The following is a 22,992-nucleotide window of genomic DNA, read 5'->3' on the forward strand; positions in this document are numbered from 1 at the left end:
CTGAACAAACAGTTCGGATAAGGTGTTTTGTAGATTTTAATACCGTTTTACAGCATTATTTCCTTGGAATTTCCGGACGCGGCATTCTATAATAACTTCCCGAAATGCTTTTCAGAAAAGCCACCACAGCATCCACTTCCTGCTCATTGAGCTTTAATGGTTTCATCAGATGGTCTGTAACCGGAAAATTGGGATCGGCTTTCTTTTCTTCGGGACTTGGATTGATCATCTGCATTCCGCTATTGTAGAGGCTTACCACACCGTACAGATCGTCCATAAGGCCATTGTGCATCCACGGAGCGGTATAATCCAGATCTCTTAAGGAAGGCGTCTTGAATTTCCCTACATCCTCCGCTTTCTTTGTAATATTGTACAGGCCAAGATCCTCATACTCCCTTTTGTAGTAGGTAAGACCAATATTGTGAAACGATTCATCCGTGAGGTTTTTCCCGTTGTGACAGTTCATGCATCTTGCTTTGGTACGGAATAAATGCATCCCGTAAATTTCCTTATCGCTTAATGCTTTATGGTCCCCTTTTATGAATTTATCCAGTCTGCTGGGTTGGCTTCTGATGGTTTTCTGAAATACGGCCAAAGCCTTAGCTATTTTATCGAAAGTAATTTTATCGGTTTGATAAACGTCTTTAAAAAGCTGTCTGTATTCTGTCAGTTTCGATAGTTTTCCGGCCAGTTTTTCCGGCTTCATGTTCATTTCATTGTGTGCGGAAATAGGCCCCACTAGCTGTTCCTCAAGTGTTTTGGCTCTTCCGTCCCAGAAATAAGAGGTTCTGTCTGCAATATTAAACAGCGACTGTGTATTTCGTTTCCCCTGTAAATGATCATGCCCTAATGCGACTTCCTGGCTGTCTGCCCAACCCATTTCTGGATTGTGACAGCTGCTGCATGAGATCTGGCTGGATGCCGACAGTTTAGGATCGAAAAACAGTTTCTTTCCGAGCATGACTTCGGGAAGTTCCTGCGTGTCGTAATAATTGGAATCCCACTCTATCGCTTCAAACTCCTTCCAGTTGACACCTTCATCTATAGAAGGTGCAGGCCAGTTTTTCAACGGCTTTTTGTACTGTTCTACGACTTCTCCATAATCTACGCTATATTTCCGCATGGTGTTCTGCATAAAAAGGAAAACAATGGCTCCTATCAGCAGAATCACTTTAAATCCTGACAACTTCATGATGATCTTTCTGTGTTTAAAAAATAGTTCCTATCGTGGCAGCAAAATAGGTATTGCTCCCGTTCTGAAAATGACTGTATATGACTTTTCCTCCTGCGAATGCATTCTTCACTACTGGTAGCGTGAAATGAAAATTAACATCAACCTTTGCCTGCCAGAAATCCGACGACTGAAAAGCATAATTCTCCTTCAACATCTGGTTAACGGATGGTTTTCCTGAATTGTTGAAAACCGCACTGTTCTTGTACACATCCGTCACGGAAACTCCCAGAGAAACCGAAAGAGCCAAATCACTGCTAAAGGTTTTCAGCCATTGATAATCGGCACCGTAGATCATTCTGCTAAGCTCAACAACAGACAGCGGATTGCTGTATTTTTCCTTTTCCTGAACCCAACCGAAAAAAGGAACCAGTGAAGACTTCGCTTCTGTATTTTCCATCTGCAAAAGTCCTTTAAGGAGGATATGATTGATCTTATGATTATATCTTTCCACTGTTCCGATCCGGATATAGTTTCTGGAATTTTCATTCAGGAATAAGTTTTCCGTTCCTTTTCTTTCTGTACTGCTTCCGTCGGCTGAAATTCCCCAGACGATCTTTCCGGAATTAAAAAACTTCCCGAGGGATACATTCAAGCGCTGTTCATCGATTTTTGAGGCATTGAGATCTGTATATTCGGTCAGGAATTTATCCATGTTAAATTTTTTAAATCCCAGATTTAGATACCAGTTTCTGTTACCGGCTTCGAAAATCTGTAAACCTCCTCCATACGCCCAGCCTTCATAATAGGCCTGACGGAGTTTCCCGGAAAGCAGTTCGTTGTAATTGCCCAGCCCGCTCATGTTATAGATCATAGGAAAACCCTGGTTGCTGACAAAGCTCAGATCATGTTTCTGAGTGTATTTTTCTCCTTCCAGATAAGCTCCGACTTTAAATTTTTCAAGGACCAGTTTATTAGCTCCCAATGCTAAAGAAAAGTTGGCTGATGTATTTTTTGGCCGTGGATCTACATCCCTGTAGCTTAAATTGGCTCTGTAGCTTCCGGTAATCCCGATTGTATAAGAATTGATCGCCTTTGAATAGCCTCCTGAAAAACTGTAGTTCTCAAACTTCATATCTCCTCCCACACTGTCGGCGGCTACGTAAGGATAGATCAGGTCATAATCAGCATTTTCGTTCCATACCATCTGTTTTGTTTTTCCTTTGGTGTAAGAGGCACTCCCCCAAACCGTTGTTTTAGAATCCAGATTTTGTAAGGAATAAGCTTCAGCGCCCCACAGATTTTTCCCTTTTCCTTTCTGCTGAATTTCATTAGGAGTATCTGTGTTTTCCGTTATCAGTTTAAAGATGGTGATATTGGACTTCCTTGCTCCCAACTTATTGGTAGGATTGACATTAAGATTGTCTTTAAAAAATCTTTCATAACTGTATTCCTCACGAACTTTTTCCATGATGGAATCATTCACCTGAGCCTGGAATTTTGCACAAAACAAAACGGTAAACAGCAAAAGTATGGAACGAAAATTTTTCATTTTAATTAAATAATGAAGGTTTTACCCCATGTTCAAAATCTGCTGTGGAATTGTTCGTATCCTTAAAAAGATTTTTGCCTTCGATGTTCTTTCCGATTACTTTTCTGCGGACCGATTTTCCGAAACGGTTTTTGTCTCCATCAAATGCACTTACCGAAGTCCAGCCCATATCCAATGACGGTGAAGTCACCACCCACTGGAAGGAATCCTGTACACTTAAGTTTACCGCATCTGTGATCCATTCATTCGGAATTTTAACGGCAGTTCCGTCCATCGGATAGGCTTCTCCTCCAAACGTAAGGGTATATTGGTATGTGTATGAATTTTGCGCAATCAAGGCATCACTCGTCATTCCCTGGGGCATACGGGCCAAAGCATAAGCATAATATCCCTGGGTATGAATTACCATTTTTTCAAAGACGTTCACCATTTTTGGAACAGCCGGATTGTCGATGTCATCCGAATCTTCTTTGAAAATCTGAAAATTGGCATGGGAGAGATTGATAGATAAACTATTAAATTCCTTGTGATTGATGGCATCTTCTGCAATGATAATAGATTCGCCAGCCTTTACCGGATACGTATTTCCTGTTCCGGGAATTCTAATGATCGCTCCGGCAGATAAAGTACCTGCCATGATATTTGGGGTGTAATCCTGCTTCTCGTTCGTCATAAAAGCTGACTGGATCAACAGCATTCCATCTGCATATAAAGTCTGGTCTGTATTGTTGGTGATCTTAAAATATTGGTCTCCGAAGTACATGGCGCCCTGTGGTGTTTTGGTGCCCGTGAAAAATACTTCCTCCAGAATAAGGTCACTGCTTCCTGACCTTAAAGCCAGATCAATAGTTTTGCTGACCTCACTGCCATTGATGACAACGCCTGTCTGTACTCCGCTTACTTTAGCTTCTGTAAGTTCAGCGTTATTGGTGTAAACGATGGTCCCCTCTGCCGTCATATGATAGGTTCCTGAAGGAAGAACTACCTGTAAAGTATTGGTGTTTTTAATTTCCTGAGTCGTCGTAAATCCGGTGTTCAGTTCTTTGAAAGTTACTGTAAGATGTTTGTACTCTTTCACCTGGATGTCCGAAGGAACTACTTTAAGTTCCAATTTTAATGAAGTCTGTGATTCCGGCGAATCTGAATCTGAAGAACAGGCCGTAAAGCTGACCAAAGTACATAATACGATCAGTGTTCGTAATAATTGTTTTAACATAGTGTATTGAATTGAATTTGTTTATAAATTGAAATTGATCTCCATTCCGAAGTAAGGGTCCTGAGCTCCTTTCCTGTTGATGGTCACTCCATTCACCGAATATGGCGCATAATAACTGAAGAGCCTGCTCGCAAATATGGAAACCACAATGGCTTTATTTCTGAAGCTTTTGGTAACTTTCAGATTAAGATTCATTTCCATCGGCCGTCTGGTGGTATTATAGAGATCGTTATTCTGAGCAATAATTAAACTTTCAAGAATGGTTCCCTGAGCTGCTTCCGGATTGAATGGGAAGATATTCCCGTTTTGATCTACATAATGGCTGGGAACGCCATTCATAGGAGACAGTTTCCTCATCGAATACCATGAAAACTGAAAAGAGGAGGAAAATACAAGATCCAGTTTGGGAAAGTACGTATCCAGCATAAGATTGGTATTCAGTACTTCATTGGCGGAATTCGGTTCCATGCCTTCGTATAATCCGAGGTATGGATAAGGTCTTCCGTTGATGACTAAATCTCTACTTCTGTATACCGGCATACTGTTTCCGTATTTTGTGCGGAACCAAGCTCCATTCATAGTAAAGCGAGTATTGATCACCGGAATACGGTTGGAGGAATACTGAAATTCTACTCCTTCTTTATCGATTCTGCTTCCGTTTCGCTGGGTTGTGTATAAGAAATTTTCATTGATCGTTTGATAAGGAAGCGTATTCACATCCGGCGGCGCAGTCATTCCCGCATGATTAAGGCCTGCGGTGTCATATTTTTTGTACTGATATCCCGCATATTGGTTCATAGAACGGAAAGCATTGTCCATATTTTCTTTGAAAACCGTCACCGATAACTGATGAAGTCCCAGGCTGAAATCCATCCTTGCTTCAAACTTTTCATTCACCGCAGGCTCTATTTCAGGGTTTTGAGGATTATAGATCATGGTTTTATAATTCACCCTCCTGTAATTCGGATTGTTGTGGAAATAATTCAGCTGCTGAACGTCTTTGTAAACCAGTTCAGGGTACAAAAGGTTCAGGTCAGGAAAGAGACTTTGCTTTCCATAACCCAGCGTTAAAGCAATCTGCACTTTTTTATTGGCCATCTGAAAGGAAGGAAATCCCCACTGAAGATTCGCTCTAGGATCGGCATAGATTTTTCCATTCATTGTAAAATTGGAAGGAACATTCTGCATCGAGTTTCCTCTCACACCTAATGCCACGGTCAGCTTATTTTTACCCAGATCTATCGTACTGATGGATTCCAGGAATAAAGCTGCCGTACTGTAAGCAGGGACATCGTGGTAAGCACGAGGCCTGAACGTAGACTTCGGGTCAATGGGTCTGTACACATCGAACAGCTGTCCTCCACCCCAGTTTTTACTCAGCTGCCAGTCGAAACCTGTATTAAATTCATTTTTAAGCCATTGATAATCAAGCTGGAAATTGTTCACCATCTTCACAAATAGATCAAGAGGTTTCCCGTCTACCTGATAATCCGAAATATATTGAGCTTGCGGATAATAGCCGTCATACTCCCCTTCCGTTCCGGATAAGGGGAAAGCCGTTGCATTCTCCAGCTGGATAAATTTGGTCTGCTTGATTTTATCAAACCTCTGATTCACCGTCGCCTGAATTTCTGTAGACCGGTAAAATGAAGGTTCTGTTTTCGTGTAACTGATCAAATTAGACAAACTGAACATATGATTATTCACTTCATAAGAATTCAGGTCGGACAGGTCTACATCCGGATCAGATTTTGAACCGTCGAGAGAACCAGTGTAGCTCAGATGAGACTGCCATCTGAAAGTTCCTTTATCGTATTTTTTATCTTTTGACACCGCCAGATTGGCTGTGATTCTTTTATAATTTTCGAGTCTGTCCCTCGGATCAGATTTGGCATCAAGATAATCCAGACCGGTATTGATTTTCAGGTCGCCTTCTTTGTTTTCAAAACCTTTGCTTACCGCGAAAAGTTTGCTGTAACCATCCGCCTTAAATCTGGCTTTCCATTTGGAGTATCCGGATTTATTAGTAATCTTTACAATTCCTGAGGTCAGGTTTCCATGAACCACAGAAGGAATTCCCCGCAGTATTTCCACACTTTCAATCTGATCGGTAGAAATACTCCGCATATCCACACCGCTTGTGATATTCAGCCTTCTTTTCAGGCCGTTATTGTTTTTATCCAAAAAATCGTAGCTGTACTGAAGGTTTGCTCCTGAATTCAGTGGAGCTCCGTCAACAAGAAAAGTCGTTCCCATGGATGAGGTGTTGTAATCACTACCCGGATTTCCTGTTTCCCTAAGATGGATTTTATTGACCTGGTTCAAAACCGGATCGTTGGATCTTCCACCGGGAAGCAGTTCCAGAATGTCGGTAAAGCTGGAGGGCTGAAGATGCTGCATTGCTCGCTGACCAATAACTGATGATGAAGTCAGGCCTTTTCCTTCTTTGGCAGTAATCACCACTTCTTCGATACTGTTGATCTTTTCGGTGAGATAAACGGTAAAGGTTTCCGCTTTAGTGACTGTTATTGTATTGGAATATCCAAGATTATTATTCTTTCGGATTTCCACCTTATAACTTCCCGGAACCGCTTGAAGTATAGCTATCCCTTTATCATTCGTGAAAATTTTATATTGGTTTTCATCCGACTGCATTTGGAGTTCCAAGCCCTGGGCAGATCCGAAATTATGGTCTTTCACCTCGAAAGTAATGGTCGCACTTCTGTCCTGTGCTCTGAGCGTAGAAACTGTAAGAAAGAAGAAAAGGAAACTGAAAAATTGGAATTTAAAAGTAAATTTTGAAACATTATTTAACATCAAGCATTATTCTTCCGGCAAAGTTAGGAGCCTCAAAACAGCTTTACTAATTTTATTTAGAATAATTTAAAATAATTGATATAAATCATTTTACTTGTTTTTAAAAAGTGAATTATTTACATGAGAAAGTCTTATTTCAAATTCAAATATTTCTAATCTTGCCCGGATTCACAGTGGAATATTTTTTGAAACATTAAGGTAAATGAAGAGGTAAGGAACGTTAAGAAAAATCAACAGATTTTTTTTTAAGCTGCATTGCTTAAAACGAAGCTTTCCTTACTATTCTTAAAAGCTTAATGAATCTTAATGGTTTAAATATTTACATTTTTTTCAACCAGCAAAGAGACACAAAGTTTCTTAACACTTAAGTTATTTTTAAGTTAAAAGCTTGATAAATAAAAGTTTATATAAGCTTAAAAAAAAATCAGAGATTTTTATATTTTCAACAGTAAAATCTGTGCAATTTGAGAAATCTGCGGGAGATTTTTTTATCCTACAAAGATGTAAAAGGGTTTTGAATTAATAATAGGGTGATGTCTATTCTACTGAAGAATTCCCCTCGTATTTCATTTTATTGATCAGAGGATTCGCATACATCTCTAAGAAAAATTCTTTTGAAACGGCATCAGAAGGATCGATACGCATATCCAGTCTGCGGACAAACAATTGTTTTTCCTGTTCCGTGTATTCTGAGGCATAGGTATCAGTTTGGTGAAGCAGGTCATAGGCAATAAACTTGGTGGGCCAGAGCTTATAGTTCTGTATGATTGAATCGTCAATGATCTGGGCAATTGCCTGCAGCTGCTTATTTTTGTTTTCAAAATTCACTGCGATATCATCTAGTTCTGTGTCCAGTACAGTACCGGCATGCAGATGGATTCTTTTCTTTTGACCCAATACGCCGCTCAGCATGGTCATAAAATCCTCATCTTTCCCTTTAACGTACTCCTCATCTCTGTGTTTGGCCAGAAGCTGAGGCATTTTTAAGGAATCGGTAGGATCATATTCATAAGAGATGGATATCGGAACAATCTTCAGTGTTTTAAAATAATCGGTCAATGAAAGATCCCCGGCTGCCATCGCAAGCATTTTCAAAACGCCTTGCTGGGTAGCATCATTTCCATCTTTGGTACGGCCTTCACGCTGAGCAATCCAAACAGACCGCTTTTCAACATGCAGAAGCTGCTCGATATACTCAGACATGATCTGGGAACTCTTCAGCTGTTCACGAATCGGCAATCCTCTCTGAACTAAAAAGTTACGGTTCAGTTTGGCCAGTACATGTAAAAATGTTTTTTGAACAAGATTGTCCCCGATCGCGGAAGAGGTCATGATAAACTCTTTTTCCAGCAATACCAGATTCAGCAGCGAAGTGTCCAGAACAATATCCCTGTGATTGGAAACGAAAAGATAAGGAGTATTTTTATCCAGCTGATCAAACCCGGAAGTCGTTAAACCTTCCGAGCTCTTCGCCAGAATCTGACGAATGGTGTGGGCTATAAAATTGTGCTGAAAATCACTTGTAGAATGAATATTTTTAAACTGTTCACGCCAAACCTGTTTATCAACATCAGGAAAAGTGAAACCCATCAGCGCTTTCATCATGGGATCACGGGCTATTCCCCGTAATGCTTCATTCACTTCACTATCATAAAAAGGCCTGATTTCATCGAACTTCGACATGCAATTATTTAAAAATTAAAACTATTTTGCAAAAGAACAAAAATTTATCGAGGATAGGTTACAATGTTTGTTAAAGTATGGCATTTTTCACCATAGCAACTATGTTCTACATACCATTGCATCCTTCAATCAAATGTTATTGTTGTACGGTCATCGTGGGATAGGCGGCTATATAGGTTTTCAGCAACTTTCCTTTGCTGGAATATTCTGAAACCTTGTATCCTTTATCCGTATCTATCATCACTTCGTAGCTCCCATCTTTTTTGATTACTTTACTTTTGCCTAATCCATATCTGATTTCCTTACCAATCAGCTTCCCTTTTTCATCAAATTTCTCTTCCATCAACGTAGCCTCTTTTTCAAGGTTCTTAGTGCTGGTACGGCTTTCTATTGTATTGGTTTTGCCATAATAAAATGTACGTGTGCCTTCAATTTCATCCTCAACATCCCAACCGGAAAGATTCATTTTTCTTGAATAAACCACTTTTCCATCTATCGCTCTTGATTCACTTTTAAAATCGCCATTGGGTTCAAATTGTTTTTCATAGAAAACACCCTGATCAAAGTAGCTGGTTTCCATCAGAGTGCCGTTTACTTTTTTATCGATTCTGATCAGAACATCGTCTTTGTATAAAGCCTTGACGGCGAAATTTTTATCCGGTGTTTCAAAATTCATTTCACCATCAATTTTGCCCTGATCATTAACTTCAAACAATGATTTAAAACCTTCAGAATTGCGGCCTTCTTCATCCATTACCACTATATATTTTCCGGGAGCCAATGTTTTACCGTCTTTATATCTGATGTGCTGTGGCTCATGTTTTTCCATCTCTTTTCCAATACTGAAATCTTGTAAATCGCTTTGTTTAATTGTGATTTGCGCATTTGCAGAGACAGCAATGGCTAAAAGCAAAAGGGTGAATATTCTAAATTTCATAAGTATGCGTGTTAAAAGATGATTCCGGGTTCATAATCCGAACTTAAAAAAGGTAATTTCCTGAAATAAAACTATTTTACTTTTTCCAGCAGATATAATTTAGCCCCTGAGAATGCCAGCTTAGGCATCAGATTTCCTTCCAGTACCATCGTTTTGTTGTTGACATCGATCACTGAAATATAATTGTTGGAATTGTATTCTATATAATTTTCCTTTTCTTTGGTGACAGGATTTTTCCCGAATTCCATAGAATATTTTACCCAGTCTTCTTTTTCAGCACTGCAGTGTACCGGTTTAAATTTAGACTTTTTAGCTTTGAATATAATCTGATCAAAACCTTCAGCACAGTCCGACGTAAAAGAACTTTCCGGATTCTGATCATTCGTAAAGTCTTCAAAAGATCCTTTATAGGCTCCTACTACTTTCCAGGTTCCATCCACACGGTCTTCATCTATTTTCCCTTTGGCTTTGCTTACGGCCCAGCTGATTCCGTTTACTGTTCCTTTTACCACTTTGTAGCTTACGTTAACGGCTCCTTTTACTACTTTGGCAGCAGTGGATACTACACATGAGTTGAGGATGAGGGCGACTGAGGCCAGGATTAGTATTTTTTTCATATCATCAAGTTTATCAGGTACGAAGATAAGATTTTAAAAATATTGTGATGATTCCGGGAGCACAATTTAGCAACGTTCAGCTTTTTAAGATCCAATCCCATCAAAAGAATATAAAAACAGCAAAAACTTACGCCTTTGCTGCCTCTGGTTGTAATTATAAAATACTCAAGATTATTTTTGAACGAAAACACTGTGTGGAATAAGAATATCACCCCCTTCCCTGCCATACTGTGGCACAATAAATCCTTTAGGCTCATAACGGTTGGTTCCGGAATTATAGTACCAGTTTGCACAGCCGCTTATCTGAAGTTTAATATGATAAATATGATCATAAGCCTGTTGCTGAAAAGCCCCAAAATCAGGGAGAGATTTATGGAGATCATCCAGCTCCAGACCATAGGCATCATGTAGCCTCATCGCTTCGGTACAGGCTTCCTGGTAAGAAAGATTATATTGGTGACTCAGAATAAAGATAATATTCAGACTTTCGCTTTCTATTTCAAGTTCTTTTTTCAGAGAAGCAAAATCATTCTGAATGACTATAATAAGAGAAAGCAGCTCTCTGCAACGCTGTACAACAGGATGATTATAAATAAAAACCGGTAACGGAGAATGGGTGGCAGGATCTATCAGATCTCCATACGGCCACATTCCAATTGAATACTTTCTAAAACTGAGATAATGCGGAAGTAACGGATAGGTTCTTTTCTCTGCTTGTTTGAACGGGATTTCCTCCACCATTCCATAGATGATAAATTCATAAAAATTGATGGCTACCCTGTCCAGCCAGAAACGGGGCATAAAAGTTTCCCATTCTTTTCTAGCCTGTGCCATCTGTCTGAGAATACCTATTTCATCCGGATTTGGATCTTCACCCATCATGACTTCATATACCCGTTCTGCCATATTTTTCAGTTCTTTTGCAGGGGTCATTCCGAAATAATCATCAAAAAGGGTGATGTAAATCATCAGTCTGGCACATGGGCGCATCCGTTCTATACTGTCACACGTGGGATTCATATAAGTAGCTACTCGGGATAGAAACTGAGGCTTACATCTTTTTATTCCTTCTTCGGAAATAAAAGTATAATCATTGTCATACCAATCTTTCTCTTCATCATCAAAGGCGTTGGCAATGGGGCTTGTCACTGTTGGCCACGGATAATGACATTTTGGAACTATTAATTCTTCTCTCATTCAGTTAGTTTTTTTTTATTTTAAATGGTTTTGATATCATTACTAATTTCCGGCCAGGCAAATCCCACTCCTCCATGCTGGTATCTTTCGGTTTCCAGATAAAAAGAATTCACTCCCTGAAGTCCAACTCCTGCGTAATACACGAACTTGTCTACGTGCTCCTGATATTCACCGAACTCGCGGTATTCAGCGTGTAAGGCAAGTACTTTGGCCAATTCTTCATTATGGATTTTAAATGCCTGTTCGCAGGCATCCTTCAGTGAGAGATTGTATTCTTGCTGCAATACAAAAACCAGGTTAAAAACCTCTGTTCCCTTCGCCATTTCTTTTGGCAGAGAGTGAATATCATTTTGCCATGCCACCACCAGGGTCATATGAGAGATCATTTTCTGAACGACGATATGCTCAAAAATATGTTCGGGAAGCACGAGGCCTGATTCAATCTCACCCAGGATCAGATAGGGACGCATAAGAACAGAATATTCACGAATGGTTTTGAAAAGCGTGAGTGACGGTGGACGTTGGGCTATTTTATAAGGATACTCCAACTCGATCCCATATCTGAAGGATTGATAAAAATAGTAAATAAAGCGTTCAACCCATATATCGGGCATCAAAGCGCGGAATTCCTCTCTTATCAACGCCATATGCTGATAGAGTGCATTTTCTTCCGGTTTTGGCTCTGCTCCTCTTAGAATGTCTACACAACGGGTCCGTAGCTGTTGGATTTCCTCCAGAGAGGAATGTTCCACCTGATCATCAAGAGCCACGTACTGAAGCATAAATCTGTTACAGGGAATACTCTGCTCATAGGTCAGGTCCGGCCACATACGCGCGGTACACATGTGCAGCCTCATTCTTTTGTATGTTTTTCGTTGTTTTTCCGTCAGGAAAGTGTAGTCATTGTCAATCCAGCCATCCATATCTTTTCCCATCTGTTCTGCATGCGGATTGATAAGGTCTGGCCATGGATAATGACCACGGGGCAGATAGTCTTTTGAATTATATTCTTCCGGTTTCATCTTGTTTAAGCTTTAAGTTTGTAGATTAGTTATAAGTGTATTCCTCTTTAAAGTCTTTTTTATATTTGGTTCAGTTTTTCTTTCAGCTCTCTGGCTTCAGGAAATTCCATGGCATTGTAACGACCAAGTTTGGTAGAGATGTTCTTCCATCCGCTCAGCACCATACTCATGTAATGGACCCAATTGACAACCGCATCCTGCCAGATCCCAAAATCCGGTAAAGAAGCCTGCAGGGTCACAAATTCTTTCAAATCTTCGTTATGGAGACGCAGATCTTCCAGACAGGCATCTTCCAGGGAAATCTGGCGTTCATGCTGGATAACTTTCACAATATTGTAATAAACACTATCTGTGGCTTCGTCTTTCACCACTGACTGCACTTCGTTGAAATAAGTTACCAGATGGCAGGCAAGGGTCTGCAGACGGCAGATCACCGGATGTTCGTGGATTTCGGGTGGCAAAATGATTCCTGTTTCCACCTCTGTAAGCTGAAGAAATGGATACAGGCAGATCGAGTTTTCTCTTAATGCAATACATTCTTCTACGGTTGGAAACATCTTTTTTTCTTTGTAAATGAGCTCGGTTTCAAGACCTGTAAAATATCTGCTGATCATTTTTGTAAACCTGACGATAGATTCCTGAGGAATGAACTGCAACAACTCCTGCCTTAATGAGGCCAACATGGCTCCCAATGGTATGGTAGATTCTGCAGCACTTATTTCACCTTTCAGTACTGCCACCGACTGGGCATGTATATTCTTAATATTACCGGATACGCTTTCCTCATACAGATCGTCATTGTACAGCGTCCACAGCATCAGTCTGCAAATCGGTTTGAAACGCTCAGGTGTTGCTGTAGGAAACCATTGGGCAGCGATATGGGCTGTTTTGGTTTTCTTATACTTTTTACGGAGATCGGGATTCTGCTCATACAGCCACAGATATTCCCCATCGATCCACTGGTTCTCGGTAATCTCCTGCAGCTGTTCCGCATTAGGATTTTTTAATGTAGGGAACGGGTAATTAAATTGTTTGTTGAGTAATTCAAGTGTGTTCATGGTTTATCGTTTTTTTATTTCACATTGGGGTCGTATTATTTAATATGAGGGGTTACAATTGATGGCTGTTCAAATGGTACAGAAAAAACGCAACAACGAAATACAGAAAATCTTCCGGGTAATTTAATCCCAACCTAAACATAAAGCAGATGGAAAATTATACAGAATTGACAGGAAATGGCTTATCCGTTTCAAATTGCCACTTCTATTTTATATGTTGGGGGAGATGAATATCAAGGTTAGCTGATTATCCAATTTTTAAGAAAAATTTTCATAGATTTTGATTTTATGGTTAATGTTTTTAGAGTATTAGTTTTGAGTAATGAAAATAAAAAAAAATACAATACGATTCGATTTTATTTCACACAAGTTTGAAATTATATACAATAACCATTTGATATCCCATTATTTATAAGCTTTTTATGTGAAACAAAAATTTAATTAAAGCTGGAAATACCCGTTTTTTGATTTTTTGTCGCTTTTTAATACTCCATTGTTTAGCAAAAAACAGTTGAGATCACAGAGAATCAACACATTTCCTGAAGAAACCTTCCTTCAGTTGATGATATTCATCAGTTAAACATTCTATAATGATGATGAATTAGAAAATAAATTTAAATTTGCCATGCAAAAATCGGCAGCGAATGTGACGCTCACTCCAACGAGGGAATCTGCCATTTTATAGCAGCTTTAAACCCGTAAGACCACTCCTACATTAAAAGATTATCAATGATTTTTCCAAAGGCAAAAAAAATAGCCAAAGACCTTGGCTGGTATAAAACAAAGGACAGTGTATTTGGACTTTACAAAGGATACTTTTTCAACGTTTCAGATGCAAGTTTAATGACCACTCCTCAATTCAAACTTGTAACGGCAACCACCGGCAGCTTAACTGAAGAACAAGAGCTGCACCTCAAAACAGAATTAACCAACAACAAAAGAAAATTAAAGTTTACCTACTTTGAAATCAGCAACCATGTGATTTTCTTTAAATTCGTTGAAAACGTAACGCTTACTCAACTTAAGACGGTTTATGCTTTGCTCGACTTTTTGGTGGATCTGTTCAACAAACTCAACCTACCAGAGCAAAACCAATGTCATAGCTGTGGCAAAGATCAAAGAATCAACTATTATGACCTGAACGACACCGGTGTCATTCTTTGTGATACGTGTTTCAGCCGGGAAAATCAGAGGTTCCACGACATTGAAAAAGAAAGAATTTCAAAAGAAAAAAATTATCTGACAGGATTTCTAGGCGCGCTTCTTTTTGCAGTTCCGGGAATTATTCTTTGGGTTTTGTGTGCTGTTTATTTTGAAAGACTGGCCTCCGGAATGGCATTAGCTATCGCATTCCTCGGAATTTTGGGCTATGACTACTTCAAAGGATTGCATGGAAAATTCACCAGATATATTATTGTTCTTACAAACATCATAAGCATCCTTATTGCCAACGTGACGACGGTCATCACTTTACTGGTAAAACAGGGTTTGACCATTAACCACGCCATTCAGGAATTTCAAACCAATGAAGCCGTTAAAGACTTCTTTTATCAGAATATGGTTATTTCTTTTATACTGGCATTTCTTGTCTGGATCTGGCTCTTGTTTTTCAGGAAAGACGACACATTAACGATACAACCGGCAGAGAAATTTTAGATTTTAAAAGATTTCAATTTTTTTACAGACGATAAAAAACCAACTTTTACAAGTTGGTTTTCTTTTTTCAGTTCGGTTGAACATTTTAATATCGTATGAACCCGAGAGCAAAGAGCCTCTCTTCTATTCTCATGTTCACATACGATTTTGCGGGCTTTATGCATGTTTGCAAAAAATCCCGTTAATAAAGGATTTACCCCCTTACCTAAGGGGGTCCAGGGGGTTGGGTAAGGGGATCTACGCCCTTCGGAAGAGCCTGGAGGTACTTATACAACGGGATAGAGACAGTTCAGAAGGGTCTTGAAGGGGTTGGGTAACCGGATCGAGGCCCTTATTTAAAGGGATAAAGCCACTTGCGTAACGGGCTGGAGGGGCTTCGGAAGTGGCTGGAGACGGTTGGGAAAGTAAATCGAGAGACTTTCGGAATGGGTAGAGGGAATTGGGAAGAGATACTCCCTCTGTTCAATGGCAAAGCCAACTTTCAAAAAGTTGGCTTTTATTGTTCAGGTATAAAGCTTTTCAATTTACACTGTCGTTGAAATACACGCAGATCATGTAAGAATTTCCCAATATATTTATCGTTTTGTGAGACTATAAAAAAATTATGAATAAAATTGAAATATTTAAAAAATAAGATCTTATACTATTAAGATCTTATACTATAAAGTAAGAGGAAAATTTCTTCTCCGAAATTCCTCTAAATCTTTAAATTGGTCAAGTTTCAACGTTAAAATTTCTTTATTTTTTTCACTTGAACTATGATGTTTGATTAAATTCAACTCTCTTGCAAAATATAGTTTCCCTGCTAATTCATAATATTTAAAATTTGCTTTTTTTGCACTATCAATAGCTTCATTATATAATTTGATACCTTCATCAATTTCATTAATTTTTATAAAATACAGAGCATTGGTTCCTAAAGCAGTAATAGCCGATTCTTTATGAATAGAATCTGGATTGCTTCTTATGTTAAAGTTTAATATCTGTAAATATTTTTCAGCTTCTTTTATTTTATTTAATTGTAAAAGAGAAAAAGCCAAGTTGTTAAGTAAAGTAGCTTCTGGATTTATTTTTAATGCTAAATCACAAACTTTAGCCGAAGTATCAAAATCACCGCTTGTTGTACACAATAGATGCGATGTAAAAATAGCTGGTTCCGCAGAATAAGGTACATCTAGGAACCATCTTAATCCATTTTCGATAGCACTAGCCCAGTTTTCTTCATCTCTGTATTTGAGTGCTAATGCTTCAAAATTGTTTTTAACATTTTTAATATTATTATTAGTTATAGTACTCAGTCTTTTATCGTGATTTAAAATAAATTGAAATTGTGCTAAACTATTATCATTTGGAAGTTTTAAAGAATCATTAAAAAATACTTTTGCTTTTTTAAGATTTCCACTACTTAATTCTAAAGTTCCTAAAGAGCTATTTAGTTCTGACAAATCAAAGCTAGTAAATTTGTTAGACTCTCTCTGTTTAAAAGCATTTTTTATGAATGGTGAGAATTTATTTAATGATGAAGAAACGGCAATGTGGGCAGAAGTAAGCCAAGGATCTAAAGCAGTGTTTGTACTTTTTCTAAGGTAATAGATAGCTTTTTCAGACATATCATTTTCTATAAAAAATCTTGTTGCACATCTTAAAACATATCTATTGTTGGGAGCAAGATACAATGCATTTAAAATACATGTTTCTGATTTTTTTTTATTTCCCTCTATTGAATATAGCCGAGATAATTCAACCCAATTTATAGGATTTTTAGGATTATCTATTGTTAGTCTTTTATATATATTGATATGATATCTTGCTGTACTTTCAATTAAATATTTTATTTGTGATACCAAATTCAAATTTGCATCTTCTTTATCACTTATATTTTCATGTTGTTCATCCTCTTCAATTTTGTTTATTGAATTGCTTAATTTCAAAAGCAATTTTGAAGGTTTCGAAGAATTATTAATAAATTTAATTACTTCTAATATAGTTTCATCTATTTCGCTATTAGATATAAAATGAGCATTTATTAAATCCGCTGCAACACCAATTGTTTTTTTATTTTCCCAATCATTTTTTAATTCATTTAAATTGAAAATGATTTCTGGTTTATTACTTAATTTTGATAACTCTCCTAAATTGGAAGTTGTATTAAAATTTCTCCAATTTGGAATTACCTCTCTATTATCTTTTTCGCGAATTAAATTCATTTTTTAACTTTATAAAGTAATTGTTTATGTAATAAATCTAGTTTAGATATTGTCTTTTGAAAATCCAACATGTATTTTCCTGTACTATTTTTATGCCCTCTTAAATTCGGGTCAGGATGGCAGCAATATTCAACTATTTTTTTTAATTCATCTTTGAGATTCTCATCATCTATTGATTCTTGGAATTCTAATAATGCAATTTGAAAAGAGTTTATTAGATATGGAAGAACAGCTTTATAATCACCACCCCATTCATGTGGCCAAAATTCTTTAGCTGTATTTTGAAATAGCAATGTTGTCATATTCAGACCGGAGAAATAAAATGTTATCATACTTCCGAATAGATAAAAATCTGTTGATTTTACCCTCATATCCCATTCTGTATGAATATATCCATAGAAATATTCTGGAGGGGAATAGTTTAGATCACCTACAAATCCTCCAAAATCATGGGGAGCTTTAATTTCTTTGCATAATGACCTCCCTAAATCTCCTATTTTGGAAACTTTCTTGTCATCAAAGAGCAATATATTGGAAGGCTTAATATCCTGATGTCCTATTTTAATTCCGTGTAACTGTTTTAATCCGACACTTATATTATGAAGAGATTGAAGTTTCCAGCATATATCAACTTTTGATGTAAAATCAATAACTGTTCTAATATCTCCATCTGCCATGTCAAACACCAAATAGGGAACTTTATTAATAATACTAAAGTTATCTAATTCAAATTCACCTTCATCAATAATTGTTGATACTTTATTTAAAGAGTTTCTTTTGCATCGATTAAGTAAATCTCTTTCATAAGTATAGGCATCTGTCATTTCTTTCATAGCGTCAACAATATTATTTGTTCCAGAATTAAAAAAGGAATGAAAATCAATAGCTTTCAAAAAAGCTATTCCGACTTCATCTTCAACAACATATGCTACACTAAAATTTCCACCAGTATTTTTTTTATTGGGAATGATTCTTTTGATAACTTTCCACCTATTATTAATTATTAGACCTTCTAATGACTCAGCAGCTGTTTGACTATTATACATGTATTACGTTTTATTCAAAAATAACAAAATGTAATTATTTAATAGCAGATTGAAAATCTTTATTTTATAAATAGCAAAAAATAAAAATAACTTTTAAGTCTTAATTATTTTATAAAATGTTGCTTACCTTGTATTTGAAATTTTTTTTTATTTTTTAATCAAAGATATTTTCGGCAAACGTCAAAACTCGTCGTATTAAAAATATTTTATATAATATGGTTTTATTATTGTTGAAATATTTTTTCTTATATCATTTTTTAATTGACATCTTTTTAATTTCTTCATCAGTATGATTGTCAAGAATCTTTGCATACCGGTAAAAGGTTGCCGTAGTCAATCCAAAATGCTTATAAATATCTTCAGGACGTTTCGTTACATCTTTGTATATAGTTCGCAGAAGTAACAGTTTAGAAATTGTTTCTGCTGTGTAACCTTTAGGTCTACCACCTAGTCTACCTCTTGCTCAGACTGATTGCAATCCTGCTTTGGTTCTTTCTCTTATTAACTCCCTTTCGTACTCAGCAAGAGAAGCCATTAAATTTAAAAATAGCCTGCCATTAATAGTTGAAGTATCTACACCATCCACAAGACCTTTTATTATAACTCCTTTGTCACTCAAACTTAAGACAAGATCAATAATATTTTTCAAACTTCTTCCCAATCTGTCTAATCTCCAAACATAAAGTTCATCATCTTCCCTGAACTGTTCGATCATTTTATCAGGTTCTGGACCGATTTAATTGGAATTTATTAAGCCTAGATTAACTTTCTTTTTTTGCGCAACTTTTTCTTTGATAGGTGTAGTCTATAAAAAACGAAAGTTTATTGGTTCATCCTCTACTGAAACTCGTACTCCAATAAAAGCTAAAAGAAATCTGATCCGGGAAATAAACTTTCTCAGACCTTATTTATGTTTTCTGTCATTTTTTATTGCGATACACATGAAACATTGGAAATAGGTTTAAATTTGTACTGCAGGAAAAGGCAGACGCTTGCAGCAGCTGACGGAAATTTTTAGATGCTATCTTCGGATTCATATGAACCTTGCCAGGTACTCTCTTTATGTTGAATTTATAAATATTAATAATCTATATGAAAAAAAAACTTTTATTTATTGTTTTATTTATTGGAGTATTATTGAATGCTCAAAAATTAAAGTTTAATGATTTTAAGCTCATTACTTACGATGTCGAATCAGATAATACTATCATTATCCATTCGTATTCAAGTATCGATAAAGATGGAATATTACATGTTTATTTAAAAAGATATAAAGACACTATTTTTTATAAATACCAACTGACCAAAGATGAAATTGATAAGGTTAATCAACTCCCTTCAAAAAAATTGGAAGATTTTGTCGTGAAAAAACAGTTGGAAAAGAATCATTTTTATGCCGGAAACAGGAATTATATCACATTCAAAGTCGGGAAGAATAACGATAAGCTTTGCTTTATTAAAACTTTTATGGATTCAGATTTTAATAGAATTATTACTTTACTTGAAGATAAAATTTATAAACAAGATGAATTAGCGAAATCAGCTAATTTTACTATTGATTTTGAATCTATAAAAAAAGAGATTCTCAAACAAAATGAGATAAACAGTTACCTACCTCAAAAACAGCTTCCACCCCCACCAATGCAAGCAGCTAAATAATTAACGGGGTTCCTTTTGCATAAAAAAAATCTTCAGTATAGTGAGAAACTGAAGATTTAAATTAATAAGCTTAAAATAGAGAAATAATAGAGATGATCTACATCACTATTTCCACCTTCCTATACATCCACCTCCTCAATCTCCTCACCGGCAGATATACAAAAATAACAGAAAGTATTCCTGCCAGCACACCCACAAGTACCGCCATTGCCGTAGCATCCAGCTTATAATATTTTGAAAAACCATACTGCGCAAAAAGTAATACAGACAATACCAGTAATCCGGTAATAAGTCCGTGCAGAATGCTCAGTTTGATCATCAGTTTCTTTTTATTGAGCTGCTCATCTACGGTAAATTCGATTGCGCCCTGTTCGGAAGCAATGATCACTCTGTTGATGATATCTATGGTAAGGACTACCGGTAAGAATATCGCCATGGGCAGGGTCAGCCTGGCCAGATTTTGGGTTCCGGAAAAAAAGTGCGTGTATCCTAATTCCTGAAAGCTGGCGTACGCAATAATGAAATTGAAGAATACATTCGGAAGGACATAGTAAATCGTCCGCTTAATTAAAAAGCGTTTCAGCGTGGTTTTCTTGAGTTTTTTTGGTGGTGGCGGCTTCAGTTTAAATTTCATAGCGACGAGGTCAGAAGTTCAATGGCTTTATTTTTAATGGTAACGGCTTCTTCTTTGGGAAGGAAATCCTCATTGGACATGAACGTAAAATCCATTTGTTGATTATACGTTGTTGCGACCAAAGTATTTGAATTCAGCCATGGAAAGGCAACAGTCGGACTGATGATGGTTTCCACCTTAAAATTTTTATAATCGCTTGGGATATTGATTCTTCCCATATTGGAAAGCGTTATATCATGCCCGCCTTTACTGGATTTCATCATAGAAACCATACGTTCAGCAACGGGATGCATCTGCTCACCCATCCAAAGAAGCTCTCTGGCTTCCATTTTTTCTATTTTTTCTACAAGATCTTTTTTGATCTGTCTGGCATTATCAAGTAGATCTGTACTTCCTTTTTTTAATGACAATTCAACGGTCGGTGCAAAAGCAAATACCTGATCCTGCCTGATCTCCGGAATAAAATGGCGGACATCTACAGGACTGATCACCTTCCCCTTTGCCTGCTTTCCCTGAATCTCCTGAAAAGCCTGCATAAATGAGGAACAAAGCAAAGCATGTACAGAAACACCATGAGCTTTGGACTTTTCTGTTATTTGTGCCGTTGTGGATGGATTCAACTTCCAATGGACCACATAATTTCCCCCAAGATTTCTTATCTTACTTTTGCGCTGCATAAGAAAAAAGAGCCGGGCCATCATCAGGTAAAAACGGGCTTTGCGCTTCTTTTTTTTCATATTGAAATCCAAAGGCAGAAAATCATCTACAGAACTGAATACCTCATAAGGCTGCAGCTCCACAGCAGGATCATCCAGTAAAGCAAGAAGTTCCGTCATCATGGTGACCAGGGAAGTTCCGTCGCAGATACAGTGAGGCAATACCCAGAGAATTTCCGATACACCCTGTCCTTTGATCCATACCAATTGGGCCAGTGGTTTTTTCTCATCTTTAAACACCCGGAACCACTCAGTTTCGGATTCCTGCAGCCAGTCTTCATCAGTCTTTCGCTCAACAATACGGAGCGGAATAGGTTCAATGTCTTCTACTTCTATAAAAAACGGATACTTTTCACTGCTGTTATCAATCCTTGTTCTCAGCAAAGGATGTTTTTGCTGGATTTTTTCCAAAGCAGCCTTAAAGTTTTCCTCAGGGATATTCCCCTTGATTTTTGCCGTAAATACACAATTGACAGGGGTTTCCGGATCAACATACATGATGCGTTCCACCATCATTAAATTTCGCCTGATCATAATACTGCTATATGGTCTAATTGTAATTTCACCGTCTGAATCACCTCATCACGAATGGCTAAGGCTTCAGCATATGGTAAGTATCCTTCACTTCCTACAAATGAAAAATCCATTTCCCCTCTGAATGTTGACGTTACCATCGTCGTGGTATTACCCAAAGGCCCGATCACAGAAGGACTGAAAATGGTATCCAGTGTAAATTCCTTGTATTGATGAGGAATCTGAATGCGTCCCAAGTTGGAAAACATACAATCGTTGGAAGACTTGCCATGCTTCAACAGCTTCGTGAAATTTTTCAAAGCATCATGCGCGGATTCCATCACCATCATGGTAATGTAAGGATTCAACTTGGAGGTTTTCCGTTCTACAGATTCCTGCATCAGTCTTAAATTTTCCGAAAAACTTATTTTTTGATTCGCTGAAACCACGATCATCAGCCCGAAAGCAAAAATATGATCCTCTTTGATCTGCTTTGCAAAACGTCTGATATCTACCGGACACGAAACTTTATTGAAAGCCTCTGCCCCTCTCACTTTTTTAAATGCCTGAAGTACCGCCGCACTCAGGAATGTATTAACCGTAACTTCCTGTGATTTACAGTAAGCAATCAGTTCCTGACTCATCTCTTTGTCAAATTTCCAGTGGATCAGATAATCATTTTGCCGGTCAATGGCCTTTTTGTTGACAGGAATACATTTGATGGCTGTTGCAGCCAGTCTTCCGATTACTTTTGCTTTCAGTTTTTGTTTGCGGTTCGTTAAAATCTCAGCAGGAACCACGTCATGAATTCCGAGTATGGGATTTTCCACTCCAATTTCTGCAGTAGGACGATCCAGGAGCTGTAAAAATTCATACAGGAAAGCCATCGCAGAACCCCCATCGCATAAACAGTGATGAAAAGAAAAAAGCATATCCGAAACCTCTTCCCCTTTGATCCATACAAAACGGATCAGCGGCAGTTCTCCGTAATTAAATAAGGTTTTCCACTCTCTTCCGGATTCTTCTTTCCAGTCGTCCTCTCCTTTTCTGGCCACGATCCGTATCGGGATGGGCAGAGGTCTTTCCGGAACTTCAAACCATGGGACATTGTTTTCATCATGACTGATGAGTGCTCTCAACCACGGATGTTTTCTCTGAATCTGATTCAGGGCATGTTGAATATTTTCCTCTTTAAAGGTTCCGCGCAACCGGAACGGAATCACCGCATTGAAGGGCTCTGTTCCGTCACCCAGCAGCATGCGCTCACCAAATAACAATTTTCGTCGCATAG

General features: G+C 37.7%; 18 protein-coding genes. 2 read left to right on the forward strand and 16 right to left on the reverse strand.

The window, feature by feature from the left end:
* Positions 1 to 55 precede the first annotated feature (55 nt).
* From LC419_RS01775 to LC419_RS01820, 10 genes are all read right to left on the reverse strand, one after another.
* Positions 56 to 1,192 (reverse strand): cytochrome-c peroxidase, encoded by a 1,137-nt coding sequence (locus tag LC419_RS01775; protein ID WP_223605730.1) that lies wholly within the window; start codon positions 1,190 to 1,192, stop codon positions 56 to 58.
* 16 nt (positions 1,193 to 1,208) lie between these two features.
* Positions 1,209 to 2,723 carry a DUF6850 family outer membrane beta-barrel protein gene (locus LC419_RS01780; protein ID WP_223605731.1) on the reverse strand — a complete coding sequence of 505 codons (1,515 nt, stop codon included), beginning with the start codon at positions 2,721 to 2,723 and terminating at the stop codon, positions 1,209 to 1,211.
* Between the two features lies 1 nt (position 2,724).
* Positions 2,725 to 3,939, reverse strand: coding sequence for a DUF4876 domain-containing protein (locus tag LC419_RS01785; RefSeq protein WP_223605732.1), 1,215 nt, complete (start codon positions 3,937 to 3,939; stop codon positions 2,725 to 2,727).
* 21 nt (positions 3,940 to 3,960) lie between these two features.
* On the reverse strand, positions 3,961 to 6,756 hold the full coding sequence (locus LC419_RS01790) for a TonB-dependent siderophore receptor (RefSeq protein ID WP_223605733.1): 2,796 nt from the start codon (positions 6,754 to 6,756) through the stop codon (positions 3,961 to 3,963).
* A 537-nt stretch (positions 6,757 to 7,293) separates the two neighbouring features.
* Positions 7,294 to 8,439, reverse strand: a complete 1,146-nt coding sequence (locus LC419_RS01795) for a 1-acyl-sn-glycerol-3-phosphate acyltransferase (protein ID WP_223605734.1) — start codon at positions 8,437 to 8,439, stop codon at positions 7,294 to 7,296.
* A 136-nt stretch (positions 8,440 to 8,575) separates the two neighbouring features.
* Positions 8,576 to 9,376, reverse strand: a complete 801-nt coding sequence (locus LC419_RS01800; protein WP_223605735.1) for a hypothetical protein — start codon at positions 9,374 to 9,376, stop codon at positions 8,576 to 8,578.
* A gap of 71 nt (positions 9,377 to 9,447) precedes the next feature.
* A complete protein-coding gene (locus LC419_RS01805) occupies positions 9,448 to 9,993 on the reverse strand; it encodes a hypothetical protein (protein WP_223605736.1) in 546 nt (181 codons plus the stop codon).
* 171 nt (positions 9,994 to 10,164) lie between these two features.
* Positions 10,165 to 11,190 carry a hypothetical protein gene (locus LC419_RS01810; RefSeq protein ID WP_223605737.1) on the reverse strand — a complete coding sequence of 342 codons (1,026 nt, stop codon included), beginning with the start codon at positions 11,188 to 11,190 and terminating at the stop codon, positions 10,165 to 10,167.
* Positions 11,191 to 11,210: 20 nt separating this feature from the next.
* Positions 11,211 to 12,212, reverse strand: coding sequence for a hypothetical protein (locus tag LC419_RS01815; protein ID WP_223605738.1), 1,002 nt, complete (start codon positions 12,210 to 12,212; stop codon positions 11,211 to 11,213).
* Positions 12,213 to 12,271: 59 nt separating this feature from the next.
* Complete coding sequence (locus tag LC419_RS01820) at positions 12,272 to 13,270, reverse strand: hypothetical protein (RefSeq protein WP_223605739.1); 999 nt, start codon at positions 13,268 to 13,270, stop codon at positions 12,272 to 12,274.
* A 729-nt stretch (positions 13,271 to 13,999) separates the two neighbouring features.
* On the opposite strand from LC419_RS01820, the gene LC419_RS01825 reads away from it, so the two are divergent.
* Positions 14,000 to 14,926, forward strand: a complete 927-nt coding sequence (locus tag LC419_RS01825; protein WP_223605740.1) for a hypothetical protein — start codon at positions 14,000 to 14,002, stop codon at positions 14,924 to 14,926.
* Positions 14,927 to 15,585: 659 nt separating this feature from the next.
* Here the strand turns inward: LC419_RS01825 and LC419_RS01830 are convergent.
* The 3 genes from LC419_RS01830 to LC419_RS01840 all read right to left on the reverse strand — a co-directional run bounded on the left by LC419_RS01830 (position 15,586) and on the right by LC419_RS01840 (position 18,894).
* Positions 15,586 to 17,133 carry a hypothetical protein gene (locus tag LC419_RS01830; protein ID WP_223605741.1) on the reverse strand — a complete coding sequence of 516 codons (1,548 nt, stop codon included), beginning with the start codon at positions 17,131 to 17,133 and terminating at the stop codon, positions 15,586 to 15,588.
* Complete coding sequence (locus LC419_RS01835) at positions 17,130 to 18,179, reverse strand: protein kinase (protein ID WP_223605742.1); 1,050 nt, start codon at positions 18,177 to 18,179, stop codon at positions 17,130 to 17,132. Before LC419_RS01835 ends, LC419_RS01830 begins: the two co-directional genes overlap by 4 nt.
* Before the next feature lie 463 nt (positions 18,180 to 18,642).
* Positions 18,643 to 18,894, reverse strand: a complete 252-nt coding sequence (locus LC419_RS01840; RefSeq protein WP_223605743.1) for a recombinase family protein — start codon at positions 18,892 to 18,894, stop codon at positions 18,643 to 18,645.
* A gap of 377 nt (positions 18,895 to 19,271) precedes the next feature.
* Between LC419_RS01840 and LC419_RS01845 the strand changes: the two genes are divergently transcribed.
* Positions 19,272 to 19,838, forward strand: a complete 567-nt coding sequence (locus LC419_RS01845) for a hypothetical protein (RefSeq protein WP_223605744.1) — start codon at positions 19,272 to 19,274, stop codon at positions 19,836 to 19,838.
* 97 nt (positions 19,839 to 19,935) lie between these two features.
* On the opposite strand, the gene LC419_RS01850 is transcribed toward LC419_RS01845, so the two are convergent.
* The 3 genes from LC419_RS01850 to LC419_RS01860 are packed head-to-tail and all read right to left on the reverse strand — an operon-like array spanning position 19,936 to position 22,990.
* Entirely contained in the window at positions 19,936 to 20,472 is a 537-nt protein-coding gene (locus tag LC419_RS01850) for a hypothetical protein (RefSeq protein ID WP_223605745.1), read from the reverse strand.
* Positions 20,469 to 21,722 carry a condensation domain-containing protein gene (locus tag LC419_RS01855; RefSeq protein WP_223605746.1) on the reverse strand — a complete coding sequence of 418 codons (1,254 nt, stop codon included), beginning with the start codon at positions 21,720 to 21,722 and terminating at the stop codon, positions 20,469 to 20,471. Before LC419_RS01855 ends, LC419_RS01850 begins: the two co-directional genes overlap by 4 nt.
* Positions 21,719 to 22,990 carry a condensation domain-containing protein gene (locus LC419_RS01860; RefSeq protein WP_223605747.1) on the reverse strand — a complete coding sequence of 424 codons (1,272 nt, stop codon included), beginning with the start codon at positions 22,988 to 22,990 and terminating at the stop codon, positions 21,719 to 21,721. Before LC419_RS01860 ends, LC419_RS01855 begins: the two co-directional genes overlap by 4 nt.
* Between the last annotated feature and the right edge of the window lie 2 nt (positions 22,991 to 22,992).

The sequence above is a fragment of the Chryseobacterium sp. OSA05B genome (genome assembly GCF_019970065.1).
Classification (GTDB): Bacteria; Bacteroidota; Bacteroidia; order Flavobacteriales; family Weeksellaceae; genus Chryseobacterium.

Excerpts from the sequence above, each read along its gene's own strand:
- LC419_RS01820 (WP_223605739.1), bottom strand. The coding sequence starts at position 13,270 with ATGAACACACTTGAATTACTCAACAAACAATTTAATTACCCGTTCCCT.
- LC419_RS01850 (WP_223605745.1), bottom strand. The coding sequence starts at position 20,472 with ATGAAATTTAAACTGAAGCCGCCACCACCAAAAAAACTCAAGAAAACC.
- LC419_RS01800 (WP_223605735.1), bottom strand. The coding sequence starts at position 9,376 with ATGAAATTTAGAATATTCACCCTTTTGCTTTTAGCCATTGCTGTCTCT.
- LC419_RS01805 (WP_223605736.1), bottom strand. The coding sequence starts at position 9,993 with ATGAAAAAAATACTAATCCTGGCCTCAGTCGCCCTCATCCTCAACTCA.
- LC419_RS01810 (WP_223605737.1), bottom strand. The coding sequence starts at position 11,190 with ATGAGAGAAGAATTAATAGTTCCAAAATGTCATTATCCGTGGCCAACA.
- LC419_RS01840 (WP_223605743.1), bottom strand. The coding sequence starts at position 18,894 with ATGATCGAACAGTTCAGGGAAGATGATGAACTTTATGTTTGGAGATTA.
- LC419_RS01790 (WP_223605733.1), bottom strand. The coding sequence starts at position 6,756 with ATGTTAAATAATGTTTCAAAATTTACTTTTAAATTCCAATTTTTCAGT.
- LC419_RS01785 (WP_223605732.1), bottom strand. The coding sequence starts at position 3,939 with ATGTTAAAACAATTATTACGAACACTGATCGTATTATGTACTTTGGTC.
- LC419_RS01795 (WP_223605734.1), bottom strand. The coding sequence starts at position 8,439 with ATGTCGAAGTTCGATGAAATCAGGCCTTTTTATGATAGTGAAGTGAAT.
- LC419_RS01775 (WP_223605730.1), bottom strand. The coding sequence starts at position 1,192 with ATGAAGTTGTCAGGATTTAAAGTGATTCTGCTGATAGGAGCCATTGTT.
- LC419_RS01855 (WP_223605746.1), bottom strand. The coding sequence starts at position 21,722 with ATGATCAGGCGAAATTTAATGATGGTGGAACGCATCATGTATGTTGAT.
- LC419_RS01780 (WP_223605731.1), bottom strand. The coding sequence starts at position 2,723 with ATGAAAAATTTTCGTTCCATACTTTTGCTGTTTACCGTTTTGTTTTGT.
- LC419_RS01845 (WP_223605744.1), top strand. The coding sequence starts at position 19,272 with ATGAAAAAAAAACTTTTATTTATTGTTTTATTTATTGGAGTATTATTG.
- LC419_RS01835 (WP_223605742.1), bottom strand. The coding sequence starts at position 18,179 with ATGTATAATAGTCAAACAGCTGCTGAGTCATTAGAAGGTCTAATAATT.
- LC419_RS01825 (WP_223605740.1), top strand. The coding sequence starts at position 14,000 with ATGATTTTTCCAAAGGCAAAAAAAATAGCCAAAGACCTTGGCTGGTAT.
- LC419_RS01860 (WP_223605747.1), bottom strand. The coding sequence starts at position 22,990 with ATGCGACGAAAATTGTTATTTGGTGAGCGCATGCTGCTGGGTGACGGA.
- LC419_RS01830 (WP_223605741.1), bottom strand. The coding sequence starts at position 17,133 with ATGAATTTAATTCGCGAAAAAGATAATAGAGAGGTAATTCCAAATTGG.
- LC419_RS01815 (WP_223605738.1), bottom strand. The coding sequence starts at position 12,212 with ATGAAACCGGAAGAATATAATTCAAAAGACTATCTGCCCCGTGGTCAT.